Origin of the sequence: Janthinobacterium rivuli, from assembly GCF_009208735.1 — a bacterium.
Classification (GTDB): Bacteria; Pseudomonadota; Gammaproteobacteria; order Burkholderiales; family Burkholderiaceae_D; genus Janthinobacterium.
The window spans coordinates 20,169-33,559 of sequence record NZ_WFLJ01000029.1 but is presented as its reverse complement, the minus strand read 5'-3'; the positions used below and the strand labels follow the sequence as shown (position 1 = coordinate 33,559).

Genomic DNA, 13,391 nt, shown 5'->3' with positions numbered 1-13,391 from the left:
CCTTACAGGCCCAGGATCATCTGCGTGATGATGTTTTTCTGGATTTCATTCGAGCCGCCATAGATCGATGTCTTGCGGTAATTGAAGTAATACGCGGCCAGCGGCGCGGCCAGGTCGTCGCCGCCCGCGCCATGCGGTGCGGTGCCGTCAAGAAAATCAGGGTCGAAGGGCAAGGCTTGCGGGCCGAGGGCTTCCACCATCAGTTCCGTCAATTGCTGCTGCAGTTCCGAACCGCGCACCTTCAGCATCGACGCCTGCGGTCCAGGCCCCTTGCCTTCTTCGCTGATGACGCGCAAGACCGTCATTTCCAGCGCCATCAATTCGATTTCCAGGGTGGCGACCTTGGCCGCAAAGACGGGGTCGTGCAGCAGCGGCACGCCGCGCTTGCTCTGCTGCATGGCCAGCTGCTTGAGGAAAGTCAATTCGCGCTTGGAGCGTCCCACGGCGGCGATGCCCGTGCGCTCGTGGCCCAGCAGATACTTGGCGTACGTCCAGCCCTTGTTTTCCTGGCCCACCAGATTGCTGACGGGCACGCGCACGTTGTCGAAGAAGACTTCGTTCACTTCATGTTCTTCATCGAGCATGATGATGGGACGCACGGTGACGCCCGGCGTTTTCATGTCGATCAACAGGAAACTGATGCCTTCCTGCTTGCGCACCGTGCTATCCGTCCGCACCAGGCAAAAGATCATGTCCGCGTGCTGGCCCAGCGTCGTCCAGGTTTTCTGGCCGTTGACGATGTAATGGTCGCCGTCGCGCTCGGCAGTGGTTTTCAGGGAAGCGAGGTCGGAACCGGCGCCCGGCTCCGAATAACCCTGGCACCACCAGTCGTCGCAGTTCAAGATGCGCGGCAAGTAGTATGCTTTTTGTTCGGCATTGGCGAAGGCCATGATGACGGGCGCCACCATGTTGACGCCGAAGGGCAGGATGGGCGGCGTGGCGGCGCGCGCGCACTCGTCTTCCCAGATGTGGCGCTGCACGGACGTCCAGCCCGTGCCGCCGTATTCGACGGGCCAGGCCGGCGCGGCCCAGCCTTGCTGCGCAACAATCTTATGCCAGCGCACGTAATCGTCGCGGTTCAGGCGCAAATGCTGGCGCACCTTGCGCTGCAAGTCCGCCGGCAGATGGGTGTCGAGGAAGGCGCGCACCGTGTCGCGGAACGCCATCTCCTCGGCCGTATATTGCAGGTCCATGTCTGTCTCCTTGTTCTTATCGGTTGCCGTGATGACTGCACGCAAGGAAGCTCAGCGCACAAAAAAAGCACGACCGTTCTCAAGGATTGTACAACAGATTGGGAGCGGCGCCAGGGGTTTTACGCGGGCTGGTGCTCAGGAGCGGAACACCTGCCGACAAGGACAGGTGCCCTACCCTTGGCTGCTTCCAGCGCCGATCCATATCAGACGCTGGCCGCGCGTCCGAGATCGGCGCCGAGCTTCTCGACGAAGCGTTCCATGGTTTCCTCGCCTAAATCGACCGCCTTGGCCCCGCCACCGGCAACGAAGGTCACGTCGCCGATACCGATCACGCCAAGCACGAGGCGGAGGTACTGGGTGGCGATGTCGCGATCCCGGATCGGCGAGCCCTCCGTATAGACGCCGCCAGACGCGATCAGTACGGTTGCCTTCTTGCCGGTCACGAGGCCGCGTCCATCGAAGCCCAGCGTCAGACCCTTGCGCACGATATGGTCGATCCAGGCCTTGAGCACGGCCGGAACATTGTAGTTATAGACGGGCGTTGCGATGACAATGTGGTCGGCGGCGAGCAATTCCGCAACGAGCTCGTCCGACAGCCGTAACTCGTCCGCCATGGCGGGAGTGTGCTGCTGTGCAGGCGTGAAGTAGGCTTGCAGCCAGGCCGCGTTGACGAACTGCAGTCCCGCATCCATGAGGTCGCGTTCGACCACTTCGCCATCCGCGTGCGCGGCGCGCCAGTCCTGCACGAAACGACGGGTCATGTTGCGCGACACGGAGTGCTTGCCACGAGGGCTGGTTTCGATTACCAATAGCTGAGTCATACAGTCATCCTTAAAAATAGCACTGCGGGGTAACGCCTGAAGCACGCTTGTCGGTCAGGCCGCTTATGTGCTTCCACTATATCGCCGCGAATCTATTTCCAATAGAGATTAAAATGTGATGATTTCCATCGATAATCATGATGGAGTTACCGTGGAGACGCTATTTTGATTGGAAGTCTGACGCTGGACCAGTTGCGGGTACTGGTCACGATCGCCGATACGGGCAGCTTTTCCGCCGCCGGTCGACAACTCGGCCGCGTGCAATCGGCCATCAGCCAGGCCATCGCGACGCTGGAGGATGTGCAAGGCGTGCGGCTGTTTGACCGCAGTGGCCATCGCCCGAGCCTGACCGAGACTGGCAGGGTTCTGGTCGAGCAGGCACGTCTGGTCTTGGCGAGCGCGGCCCGCTTCGAAGGAGTGGCCATGGGTACGCGTTCGGGCCTGGAACCGGAGCTCGTCGTTGCCATCGATCCTCTCGTACCGACGGCGCCCTTGATCGAGAGCCTGTCCGCACTGAGCCGGACATTTCCCAATCTGCCCGTCAGCTTTTCGACGGAAGGCCTGGGCGGTTCGCTGCGGCGTCTGAGAAATGACCCGGCCGCCATCGGGATCTGCCTGTTGCTGCCTTCTGTTCCAGACGACATTGCCGCCTATCCGTTGCTGCGTGTCGGCATGCAGGCTGTCGTGGCGCCAGGGCATGCACTTGCCTCGCTGGCACGTGTGGCGACGCAGGCCGATCTGGAACCGCATGTCCAGCTTGTGCTGTCAGACCCGGTTCATCCCGGTGGCGCCAACTTTGGGCTGGCAAGCGGCAAACTTTGGCGCTTCGCCGACCTTGGCCGCCGCCTGGACTTCCTGCTCGGCGGTTTCGGCTGGTGCCGCATGCCGGACCATCTCGTGTCGCCATTGATTGCAGCCGGCAGCCTGGTTGCCATGCAAATCGAACACGACCCGACACCCCGCGAAGGGCTGACGATTTATGCGGCGCACCAGCGTGGCCGCACGCTCGGGCCTGCAGGGCGATGGTTGCTGGACGACCTCACACGGCGCCTGTCTTGAAGTGATCCTTGCCGCCATCACCCATACAAATGCAGCAGCACCTGCACGGCGACGATCTTGACGATGGTCATGCTGGGGAAAATCATGGCGTAGCCGAGGTTCGGGCGGTCCGACTTGGCCAGGCGGTTGGCGAACACCAGCACGGCCGGGTTGCCCGTGGCGCCGGCCGCGATCCCCAGCAACTCGGGAAATGGCAGGCGCAGGAATACCTTGCCCAGGATTACAACGAGAGCCACCACCACCAGCACCGTGACGGCGCCGAGCGCCAGCATGGGCAAGCCATCGGCGCCCACCTGCTGCACGAAGGGCAAGCCGGACGCCATGCCGACGGCAGCGAGAAAGATCGTCAAGCCATAGTTGCGCATGACCAGGTTGGCCGACAGCGGCAAGCGCCAGCTGATCTTGCCCACTCTGCCCAGGCGCCCCAGGATCAGCGCCATCACCAGCGGGCCGCCCGCCAGGCCCAGGCTGAACGAGCCTATCCACGGCAACGGTATCGGCACCAGGCCCAGCAAGACACCCAGCACCATGCCCATGCCCAGCGATACATAGCTGAACTCGGCCGTGGCCGTGATGGAATTGCCGAACAGCTTGCGCACGTCGGCCGCATGTTTCGCCGGCGCGATGGCCATCACCCGGTCGCCGAATTCCAGGGTCAGGAACGGGTGCGGCAAAATCATGGCGTCGCCACGGCGGATGAACGCTATCTGCAGGGGGAAGTCTTTCGCCAGGTTCAGTTCACCCAGGGGCACGCCGACGATTGCCGCGTCCGACACGAACACTTCCGTGCCGTCGAACGCGCTGCGGTCCTTCATCAACCGGCCCGGATCCAGGTGGCCCAGCGCCGTGCGCGCCGCTTCCACGCCCGCCACCGTGCCCGACACCATCAGCGCGTCGCCCACGCCAAGCACCAGGCTTGGGTCGGGCAAGCGGTTCTGGTGGCCCTGGCGCACGCCGATCACTTGCACGCCCGCCAGGGGACCGTCGGCCAGTTCGGACAGGGCCGCGCCCGCCAATTTGGCTTCATCGATGGTGATTTCGGACACGACGATGGGCGCCGGCGGCGGCGTCAGTACGGGTTTTAATATCCGTCCGGCCAGGTACAGGCCCAGCATGGGGCCGACGACGCCGAACGGATAGGCGACGGCATAGCCGACGGCCGCGTCGCCATTGCCGTGCGACGCTTCCAGCGCCGCCTGCAGGGCGGCCGTGCTGGTCATGGCGCCGGCAAACACGCCGCTGGCCATGCGCAGCGAAATATCGATCCACTGCCCGCCCCAGACGGACACGGCCAGGCCGCCCATGACGGCGGCAAAGGCGATCAGGTTATGTTTCTGCCCCGCGCCGCGCAAGCCGGCGAAAAACTGCACGCCATACTGCACGCCGATGCCGTACAAGAACAGCAGCAAGCCGATGGGGCCGACCATCGGCGGCGGCACGGCAGCGGGAGCGAACGCGCCCAGCGCCAGCCCCGCGAACAGCACGCCGCCCACGCCCAGCGAAAAGCCGAACACGCTGATGCGCCCCAGCGCATACCCGGCGCCGATGACGAGAAACAGGGCGAGGATGGGCGTCGACTCCAGCGTGTGGCGAAACAGTTCAATCATCAGGGCAACCTTGGTCTGGAGAAGGCCCAGTTTAGCATGCACAAAAGCAACACCATGCCTGTATGACAAGCAAGCGTGTGCGGCGGCCTGCACCGTAAAAAGGGCAAAAAAAAGCCCGCTGCGGGAGCGGGCTGAATCTAATTCCTGTGAGGAAGTAGAGGAGACAGGTGCAATGATGCCGCATCGCAATATATAAATCCAATTGCATGTTGTGATGACAGAAATACGATTGTTCTATATCTGATCCATGCCGGCCGTCCCTACTCCCGCCATCCTCAGGCCGCGTTATCGCCGCGCAAAGTTTTCGCCGCCGCCACCATGTTCGCCAGCGCAGGAATGACTTCTTTCCAGCCACGCGTCTTCAGGCCGCAATCGGGGTTGACCCACAGGCGCTGGGCGGGGATGCGCTCGGCCGCCTTGCGCATCAGTTTCACCATCTGTTCCTGGCTGGGAATATTCGGCGAGTGAATGTCGTAGACACCGGGGCCAATCTCATTCGGATAGTTGAAATCATCGAAGGCATCCAGCAATTCCATGTCGGAGCGCGACGTCTCGATCGTGATGACGTCCGCATCCATGTCGGCGATCTGCGCGATGATGTCGTTGAATTCCGAATAGCACATGTGCGTGTGGATCTGCGTCTCGTCGGCCACGCCATTGGCCGCGATGCGGAACGATTCGACGGCCCAGCGCAGGTAGTCGGCCCATTGCGATTGACGCAGCGGCAAGCCTTCGCGCAGCGCCGCCTCGTCGATCTGGATCACGCGGATGCCGGCCTGCTCCAGGTCCTGCACTTCGGCGCGGATGGCCAGCGCCAGCTGGTGGCATGACACGGAACGGGGCTGGTCATCGCGCACGAAGGACCAGTTCAGGATGGTGACGGGGCCCGTCAGCATGCCTTTCATCGGCTTGTCCGTCAGCGACTGGGCGTAGGTGCTCCACTCGACCGTCATGGCGCGCGGGCGGCTGATGTCGCCGAACAGGATGGGCGGCTTCACGCAGCGCGAACCGTACGATTGAACCCAGCCGAACTGGCTGAAGGCATAGCCGTCGAGCTGTTCGCCGAAGTATTCCACCATGTCATTGCGTTCCGCCTCGCCATGCACGAAAACGTCCAGGCCCAGGCTTTCCTGTTCCTGCACGCAATGGGCGATTTCCGCCCGCATCAGCTTTTTATAGCCGGCTTCATCGAGCTGGCCGCTGCGGAACTGGCTGCGGGCCTGGCGGATTGGCGCCGTCTGCGGAAACGAACCGATGGTCGTCGTCGGATACAGCGGCAGTTGCAGCAGCGCCGCTTGCTTGGCAGCACGCTCGGCAAAGCCGCTGGCGCGCCGGCCCAGGCTGGCGTCGATGCGGGCCACGGCCGCTTTCACGTCCGGATTGTGCACGCGCGGCGACTGGCGGCGCGACAGCACGGCGGCGAGATTCGCATCCAGCGCCGCTTGCACGGAGACGCGGCCCTGGTTCAGGGCGCCGGCGAGGGTGTGCACTTCATCGAGCTTTTGACGGGCGAAGGCCAGCCAGGATTTGATCTCCACATCGAGCTTTTGTTCGCTGTCCAGGTCGACGGGCACGTGCAGCAGCGAGCACGAGGGCGCGATCCACAGCCGGCCTTGCAGCCTGGCGTGCACGGGTTCCAGCCATGCCAGCACCGCGTTCAAATCCGTCTTCCAGATATTGCGGCCATTCACGACGCCCAGGGACAGCACGCTGGTGGCGGGCAATCGGGTGATGACCTGCTCGACTTCATCGCGGGCGTTGACGGCATCGAGGTGCAAGCCCTGGACCGGCAATGTGCACGCCAGTGCCAGGTTGTCTTGCAGCTTGCCGAAATACGTGGCCAGCAGCAGTTTGACGTGATTGAGCTTGCTCAAGGCGTCATAGGCCGTGAGCAGCGCCTGCCGCCAGGCGCCATCCAGTTCCGTGACGAGGATCGGTTCGTCGATCTGCACCCATTCCACGCCCTGCGCGGCCAGTTCCTGCAGCAGTTGCACGTAGACGGGCAGCAAGCCTTGCAGCAGCGCCAGCTTGTCGGAATCATCCTTGGCCTTGCCCAGCCACAAGTAGGTGACGGGCCCGATCAGCACGGGCTTGGCTTTCACACCGAGCTGGCGCGCTTGCGCCAGTTGCCGCAGCAGGCGGCTGCTGTCGAGCTTGAATTGCGTGTCGGCCGCGAATTCCGGCACGATGTAATGGTAATTGGTGTCGAACCATTTCGTCATTTCGCCGGCGTGGATGCAGCTGCATTCACTGTCGCTGGCCGAGCGGCCACGGGCCACGCGGAAATAGTTATCGAGCGCCGCGCCTTCCAGGCCGCGTACGCGCCGCGGCAAGTTGCCAAGTGCAAAGCTCAGGTCCAGCACCTGGTCGTAGAAGGAAAAGTCGCCCACGGGCGCCAGGTCCAGCCCGTTCTGGTCTTGCCAGTGGCGCTGGCGCAACTCGGCGCCATGGCCTTCCAGCGCATCGAGGCTGCTTTGGCCCTTCCAGTAGTCTTCCAGGGCGAATTTCAGTTCACGTTTGGCGCCGATGCGCGGATAGCCCAGATTGTGTGTCGTGACGGTCATGACGGTGCTCCTTATGAAGTATGCACACATCATAAAAGGTTCCATCGATTAAAAATAATGATAATATTTTATATATCCATGAATATAGCTCATGTGAAATCATGTTCGAATGCATCTGGCCGTCTTGCGCGGGTCACGCCCGACCCGCTGAAACGGACGACGGGATCGACTAACTGCTCCTTGTGTCGGCGACGGGCAAAAAAAAAGCCCGCTGCGGGAGCGGGCTGAATCTATTTTCTTGGAGGAAGATAGAGGAGACAGACGCATGATGCCGCATTGCAGGCCATCAATCCAATTACATGTTGTGATAGTGGAGATATGAATTATCCATATCTGAAACAGACCAGGAAAAATGCGGCGCCATCGGCAGAGAAATAGAGGCCAGCGCAGCGATGATTGTTCAGTCTTGGGCAGGCGAACAAAACGCAAAGCGTTGCCGATGCATGCGCAGATAGTATTTCTGCTCCTCCTTCAGGACCATGCGCAACGGGATTGGCAAACCGATCAGTTCACGATGCCGCCCCAGCAACGAGGGGGAACACAACATGGCGCCATCATCCGCAAAGCTGATCGGGCCGCGATCAAACAAAGGGGCGCGATCAGCGGCAAGCCATTATGGGGATCAAGCCGCTGCTGATCGGTGGCACCTTGCCAGGACAAGGCATGCGAAGCACGCAGAACCGGTTCAAGATCGCACCCCGTTACCGCACATTTCCTGTCCCACAATGCGAGCAATTCGTCCCGATACCGGCCTTGCCCGCGCCGGGCCTGGCACAGTATGTCGATCTCCGTTGAGCGCCCCTTCCCCCTTGCCAGTAAATCATTGATATCGTTTTGTTCCACCTTGCTGGCGATCAATGCGAGGATGGCTTCCTTGCCCTTGTTCAGGGCGCCAAAAGCTTGTCGAGGATTGGTGCCGTGAAAAACAACGATTTCGGCCGAGGAAATCGGCGTACTGCGCAGATCAGCATACCAACGCACCATGCGGTGGTACTCTTCCGGCTCATTTGTCATAGGAAGATAGCCGCGCATTGAAACACGCATTGCCATCAACGTCCACAAAATACCCTTCAGTCAATAAATTGCCCTATGTACGCCATAGGCAACGGTGATTCCCGATCCCGGCCAAAGCCAGCCTGGAGAATGTGTACCAGCCGATGATGATGAATTTTCGGGCAAAAAAAAGCCCGCTGCGGGAGCGGGCTGAATCTATTTCCTTGGAGGAGATAGAGGAGACAGTTGAATGATGCCGCGTTGCAGCATATAAAACCACTTTATATTCGTGATGTCAGAAATACGCCGTAGTGATATTAGGGGCAACAGATCATTCCGCGTGGCAACTTTTATGCCGCCGCTTCCGTTTTCCCGTCGCCGGAACGCAACATATTCTTGATGCCGCGCAAGGCTTGCCGCACCCGCGCCTCGTTTTCGATCAGGGCGAAACGCACGTATTCATCGCCGTATTCGCCGAAACCGATGCCGGGCGACACGCTCACCTTGGCTTTTTGCAGCAGCAGCTTGGCGAACTCCAGCGAACCCAGGTGGCGATAGGCTTGCGGGATATGCGCCCAGATATACATCGACGCCTTCGGTTTTTCCACCATCCAGCCTGCCTCATGCAAACCTTTGACCAGCACGTCGCGGCGTCGCTGGTACTGGGCGCAGATGTCCTTCACGCAGCTCTGGTCGCCTTCCAGCGCGGCAATGGCCGCCACTTGCACGGGCGTAAAACTGCCATAGTCGTGGTAACTCTTGATGCGCGCCAGCGCCGCCACCAGTTCCGCATTGCCGACCATGAAGCCGATGCGCCAGCCCGCCATGTTGTAGCTTTTCGACATGGTGAAAAACTCGACGGCCACGTCGCGCGCGCCCGGCACCTGCATGATGGACGGCGCCTTCCAGCCATCGAAGGTGATGTCGGCATAGGCCAGGTCATGCACCACCAAAATATTGTGCTGCTTCGCCAGCGCCACGACTCTTTCAAAAAATTCCAGCTCCACGCATTGCGCCGTGGGGTTCGACGGAAAGCCCAGCACCATCATCTTCGGTTTCGGGTAGCTTTCGCGGATGGCCCGTTCCAGTTCGGCAAAGAAATCCACGCCCGGGCCCATGCGCACGGAGCGAATGTCGGCGCCCGCGATCACGGCGCCCCAGATGTGGATCGGGTAGCTGGGGTTCGGCACCAGCACCGTGTCGCCCCGGTCCAGGGTCGCCAGCATCAGATGGGCCAGGCCCTCCTTCGAGCCGATGGTGACGATAGCTTCGCTGTCCGGGTCGATGTCGACCTCGTAGCGCTTCTTGTACCAGTGCGCAATCGCACGGCGCAGCCGGGGGATGCCCTTGGAGGCGGAATAGCCGTGCGTGTCGGGGCGTTTCACCGTCTCGACCAGCTTGTCGACGATGTGGGCCGGGGTGGCGCCATCGGGATTACCCATCGACATGTCGATGATGTCCTCGCCACGGCGGCGGGCGGCCATCTTGAGCTCGGCGGTGATATTGAAAACGTAAGGGGGAAGGCGATTGATGCGCGAAAAGCTGCGCGGAGCTTGGCTGTCGGTCATGATGATCTCTGTACGTAAGCGCCCGGATCCGTCCGAGCGACGTTGGCGCGGTGGCTGCGCCTGAGAAGATACTAACCCGGCTTTGCCGACATTGGCAAGGCCGATTCGGACAGGCTACAATACGCGCTGATCGAAAATGAGCGCACCGGTTGGTAACCCGGTAAGTGCCCGGCACCGTCCGGCATGCTCCCGCCCACGCGGACCCACGGCGCTGCCCCTTGGCTGTTACACCAGCCGGGGAGGTGTTCTGGTTCGTGCATTTTCCCGCCGCGCCATCCCTCCCCTGCTTCACTTTAGGAATGAGACGGATGGCAACACACGACACCGCAGCAACTGGCATGACCCTGGACCGCGCCGGCATCGAGCAGCAGCTGGCCCTGCCCGTGCGCCACTTCATCGAGTGCGCGTTCGACGGCGAAGACCTGTCGCGCCTCGATCTGCAAGGCTGCACCTTCGAGCGCTGCACCTTTGCCGACACCAATATGTTCGCCAGCAAACTGGCACGCAGCACCTGGCGCCGCTGCCGCGCGGGCAGCGCCGATTTCGAATCCGTCGACGCCGTCGACGCCACGTTTGAAGGCTGCGACCTGAACAACACGAAATGGCGGCGCGCCAAGCTGGCGTCGGTCACCTACCGCGGCTGCAAGCTGACGGGCGCCTCGTTCGAGGAAGTGGCCCACCTGGGCCTCACCTTCGAAGACAGCCTGCTGGTGGGCGCCGACCTGCGCGGCTTTTCCTTCCGCAAGGCAACATTAAAACAGCTGGATTTTTCCGACGCCTACCTGGCCGGCTGCGACTTCCGCGAAGCCGTCTTCGAAGGGGGCAGCCTGCGCAATGCCACCATCAAACTGGCGAAATTCCAGGGCGCGGACTTGCGCGGCGCCGATATCGACGGATTCAAATTGAGCGAAGCGTCCTTGCTGAAAGGCGCCGTCATCACGCATGCGCAGGCGGCCAACTTCATGCGGGCGCTGGACCTGGTGGTGATTTAATGTAAAAAGGCAAAAAAAAGCCCGCTATGGAAGCGGGCTGAATCTATTTCCTTGGAGGAGATAGAGGAGACAGGTGCATCTTGCGGCATCGCGGCATATCACGCCACTTTATATTCATGATGATAGAAATTCCTGTCAGTGATAATGAGTCGCCATCAGGGTTTCAAGCCGTGCGACGCGTGGCTTGCGGCAAAAATTCTCCCAGCCACACCAGCATGGCCAGGCCCGGAAACGCCATGCCGGTCAGCAAGGTTGCTTGCCAGCCGTAGCTGGCATATACCCAGGCGCCGATGGCCGAGCCGGCAGCGCCACCGGCGAAGAACAGGGCGAAATACAGGCCGTTCAGGCGGCCCCGCACTTCCGCGCCCAGGCTGAAGATGGCGCGCTGGCCCAACACCAGATTCGCCGCCACGCCCATGTCGAGCACGATGGAGGCCAGCACCAGCAAGCCCAGCGCCAGGTGTTTCGACGTTGGCGCCAACATCGGCAAGGCAAAGGCGACGATGCCCAGGGCCAGCGCGGCGGCCGTGGCAGGCAAGGTGTGGCCCGCATCGGCCAGGCGGCCGGCGATCGGCGAAGCGACGGCGCCCGCCATGCCCACCAGGGCAAAGATGGCGATGCCCGTTTGAGACAGACCGAACGCGGGGCTGGCCAGCACCAGCGGCGTGACGGTCCAGAACAGGCTGAAGGCGCCAAACAGGCCAGCGTGATAGGCGGCGCGGCGGCGCAGCACGGGCGTGCCCAGCAGCAAATGCCACAGCGAAGCCATCAAGGCAGGATAGCGCATGCTCGACACCGGCTGGCGCACGGGCAAGGCGCGGCGCAGCACCAGCGCCAGCAGCACCATCAGCACGGCGGCGCCGCCAAACACCACATGCCAGCTCGCGTGGGCCGCCACCAGCGACGCCACGGGACGGGCCAGCATGATGCCCAGCAACAAGCCGCTGACCACCTTGCCCACCGTCTGCCCCCGCGTCGCTTCCTGCGACAGGTGGGCGGCAAACGGCACGATCACTTGCGCCGCCACGGATCCGAGGCCGATGGCCAGCGCCGCGGCCAGGAACACGATGGCGCCAGTGGAAAGGGCCGCCACCACCAGCGCCGTGGCCGTCACCAGCAAGGCGGAGACGATCAGGCGGCGGTTTTCCAGCAAGTCGCCCAGAGGCACGACAAACAGCAGGCCCAAGGTATAGCCGACTTGCGTCAGGGTGACGATCAGCCCGGCCGCCTTGGCCGACAGGCCCGTCGAGGCGCTGATGGGCCCGACGAGGGTTTGCGCGTAATACAGATTGGCCACGATCAGGCCGGAAGCGATGGCCAGCAGCAGTACCATGGCGGGTGAAATATCGTGGGGAGCGGAAGGTGAGGCCTTGTTCATGTTGTTTCCTCGGTTCGGTAGGGATGTAGCCATTCTAGGCAAAACCGGGCCTAAGATAATTAGGGCATAATCGATCTACACTTTTCACATAATATGAACAATGAAAGCTATCCCATGGACAAGATCAAGGCCATGCAAACCTTCGTGCGCATCGTCGAAGCCAACAGTTTTTCCAAGGCGGCCGAAACCCTGAATTTGCCGCGCGCCGCGCTGACGGCCACCCTGCAAAAACTGGAAGCCTACCTGGGCACGCAATTGCTGCAGCGAACCACGCGCCGCTTGTCGCTGACGCCGGAAGGAGCCGAGTACTTTCGCCATTGCCTCGACATTTTGAAAGCCGTCGACACGGCGGAACTGGCCTTCCGTGGGCCCGATGCGAAAAAACCACGTGGCTTGCTGCGCATCAACCTGCCCAACACGGTAGGCCGGCGCCTGATCATTCCCCATATCGCGCAGTTTCACGCCGCCTGGCCGGACGTGCAACTGCAGCTGAGCCTGACGGACCGCTTGGTCGACCTGACGCAGGAAGGCATCGATTGCGCCTTGCGCGTGGGCACCTTGCAAGATTCCGCCTTCATCGGCAAGCAGGTCGGCCTGATGCGCTTCGTTACCTGCGCGTCCCCTGCCTACCTGGCGCGCCACGGCACGCCGCACACCCTGGCCGACCTGGCCGCGCACCGGGCCATCATGCATTTTTCAGGGCGCACGGGACGCGCCTTCGATTGGGACTTTCTACAGGAAAGTGAAGTGGCGCGCGTGCAGATGGCCGGCCCCATCGCCGTCAACGACGCCGACGCCAGCGTCGCCTGCGCACTGCAGGGGCTGGGCCTGGCACAGGCGGCCATGTACCAGGTGCGCGCCCACCTCGACAGTGGCGCCCTGGTGGCCGTGCTGGCCGATCACCCGCCCACGCCCATGCCGATGTCGCTGCTGACGCCGCAAGGCCGTCTGGCCACGCCCAAGCTGCAGGCATTTGCCGGCTGGATCACGGCCCTGCTGGCCGCCCAGCCCGACGTACAACTGCCCGCGCACAAAATCTGAGGCAAAAAAAAGCCCGCTGCGAGAGCGGGCTGAATCTATTTTCTTGGAGGAGAATAGAGGAGACAGGTGAATTATGCTGCGTCGCGGCATATTAATCCAATTGATTGTTGGAATAATAGAAATACACCAAGCAGATAACTGATGAAAAAAAAGCCGGCTCCGCAAGGAACCGGCT

The 13,391-nt window shown here is 61.8% G+C and carries 10 protein-coding genes; 3 read left to right on the top strand and 7 right to left on the bottom strand.

The window, feature by feature from the left end; genetic code table 11:
• Positions 1-2: 2 nt before the first annotated feature.
• Positions 3-1,193, bottom strand: a complete 1,191-nt coding sequence (locus GCN78_RS27695) for an acyl-CoA dehydrogenase family protein (RefSeq protein WP_152254563.1) — start codon at positions 1,191-1,193, stop codon at positions 3-5.
• A gap of 203 nt (positions 1,194-1,396) precedes the next feature.
• A complete protein-coding gene (locus GCN78_RS27690; protein WP_152254562.1) occupies positions 1,397-2,014 on the bottom strand; it encodes an FMN-dependent NADH-azoreductase in 618 nt (205 codons plus the stop codon).
• A 165-nt stretch (positions 2,015-2,179) separates the two neighbouring features.
• Between GCN78_RS27690 and GCN78_RS27685 the strand changes: the two genes are divergently transcribed.
• Positions 2,180-3,073, top strand: coding sequence for a LysR family transcriptional regulator (locus tag GCN78_RS27685; protein WP_152254561.1), 894 nt, complete (start codon positions 2,180-2,182; stop codon positions 3,071-3,073).
• A gap of 17 nt (positions 3,074-3,090) precedes the next feature.
• On the opposite strand, the gene GCN78_RS27680 is transcribed toward GCN78_RS27685, so the two are convergent.
• From GCN78_RS27680 to alaC, 4 genes are all read right to left on the bottom strand, one after another.
• On the bottom strand, positions 3,091-4,680 hold the full coding sequence (locus GCN78_RS27680) for an aspartate:alanine exchanger family transporter (RefSeq protein WP_152254560.1): 1,590 nt from the start codon (positions 4,678-4,680) through the stop codon (positions 3,091-3,093).
• Between the two features lie 275 nt (positions 4,681-4,955).
• Positions 4,956-7,244: a 5-methyltetrahydropteroyltriglutamate--homocysteine S-methyltransferase gene (gene metE, locus GCN78_RS27675; RefSeq protein ID WP_152254559.1), complete on the bottom strand. Its 2,289-nt coding sequence runs from the start codon at positions 7,242-7,244 to the stop codon at positions 4,956-4,958.
• A 504-nt stretch (positions 7,245-7,748) separates the two neighbouring features.
• Positions 7,749-8,294 (bottom strand): HNH endonuclease family protein, encoded by a 546-nt coding sequence (locus GCN78_RS27670; RefSeq protein ID WP_152254558.1) that lies wholly within the window; start codon positions 8,292-8,294, stop codon positions 7,749-7,751.
• A 293-nt stretch (positions 8,295-8,587) separates the two neighbouring features.
• Positions 8,588-9,805 (bottom strand): alanine transaminase, encoded by a 1,218-nt coding sequence (alaC, locus tag GCN78_RS27665; RefSeq protein WP_152254557.1) that lies wholly within the window; start codon positions 9,803-9,805, stop codon positions 8,588-8,590.
• A gap of 308 nt (positions 9,806-10,113) precedes the next feature.
• On the opposite strand from alaC, the gene GCN78_RS27660 reads away from it, so the two are divergent.
• Positions 10,114-10,797: a pentapeptide repeat-containing protein gene (locus tag GCN78_RS27660; RefSeq protein WP_413465249.1), complete on the top strand. Its 684-nt coding sequence runs from the start codon at positions 10,114-10,116 to the stop codon at positions 10,795-10,797.
• 163 nt (positions 10,798-10,960) lie between these two features.
• Here the strand turns inward: GCN78_RS27660 and GCN78_RS27655 are convergent, their stop codons facing one another.
• A complete protein-coding gene (locus GCN78_RS27655; RefSeq protein ID WP_152254556.1) occupies positions 10,961-12,175 on the bottom strand; it encodes an MFS transporter in 1,215 nt (404 codons plus the stop codon).
• Positions 12,176-12,289: 114 nt separating this feature from the next.
• Between GCN78_RS27655 and GCN78_RS27650 the strand changes: the two genes are divergently transcribed.
• A complete protein-coding gene (locus GCN78_RS27650; RefSeq protein ID WP_152254555.1) occupies positions 12,290-13,216 on the top strand; it encodes a LysR family transcriptional regulator in 927 nt (308 codons plus the stop codon).
• Positions 13,217-13,391: the final 175 nt, after the last annotated feature.

Coding starts and splice junctions, on each gene's coding strand:
- GCN78_RS27650 (WP_152254555.1), top strand. CDS start 12,290: ATGGACAAGATCAAGGCCATGCAAACCTTCGTGCGCATCGTCGAAGCC.
- alaC (WP_152254557.1), bottom strand. CDS start 9,805: ATGACCGACAGCCAAGCTCCGCGCAGCTTTTCGCGCATCAATCGCCTT.
- GCN78_RS27680 (WP_152254560.1), bottom strand. CDS start 4,680: ATGATTGAACTGTTTCGCCACACGCTGGAGTCGACGCCCATCCTCGCC.
- metE (WP_152254559.1), bottom strand. CDS start 7,244: ATGACCGTCACGACACACAATCTGGGCTATCCGCGCATCGGCGCCAAA.
- GCN78_RS27655 (WP_152254556.1), bottom strand. CDS start 12,175: ATGAACAAGGCCTCACCTTCCGCTCCCCACGATATTTCACCCGCCATG.
- GCN78_RS27690 (WP_152254562.1), bottom strand. CDS start 2,014: ATGACTCAGCTATTGGTAATCGAAACCAGCCCTCGTGGCAAGCACTCC.
- GCN78_RS27695 (WP_152254563.1), bottom strand. CDS start 1,193: ATGGACCTGCAATATACGGCCGAGGAGATGGCGTTCCGCGACACGGTG.
- GCN78_RS27660 (WP_413465249.1), top strand. CDS start 10,114: ATGGCAACACACGACACCGCAGCAACTGGCATGACCCTGGACCGCGCC.
- GCN78_RS27670 (WP_152254558.1), bottom strand. CDS start 8,294: ATGGCAATGCGTGTTTCAATGCGCGGCTATCTTCCTATGACAAATGAG.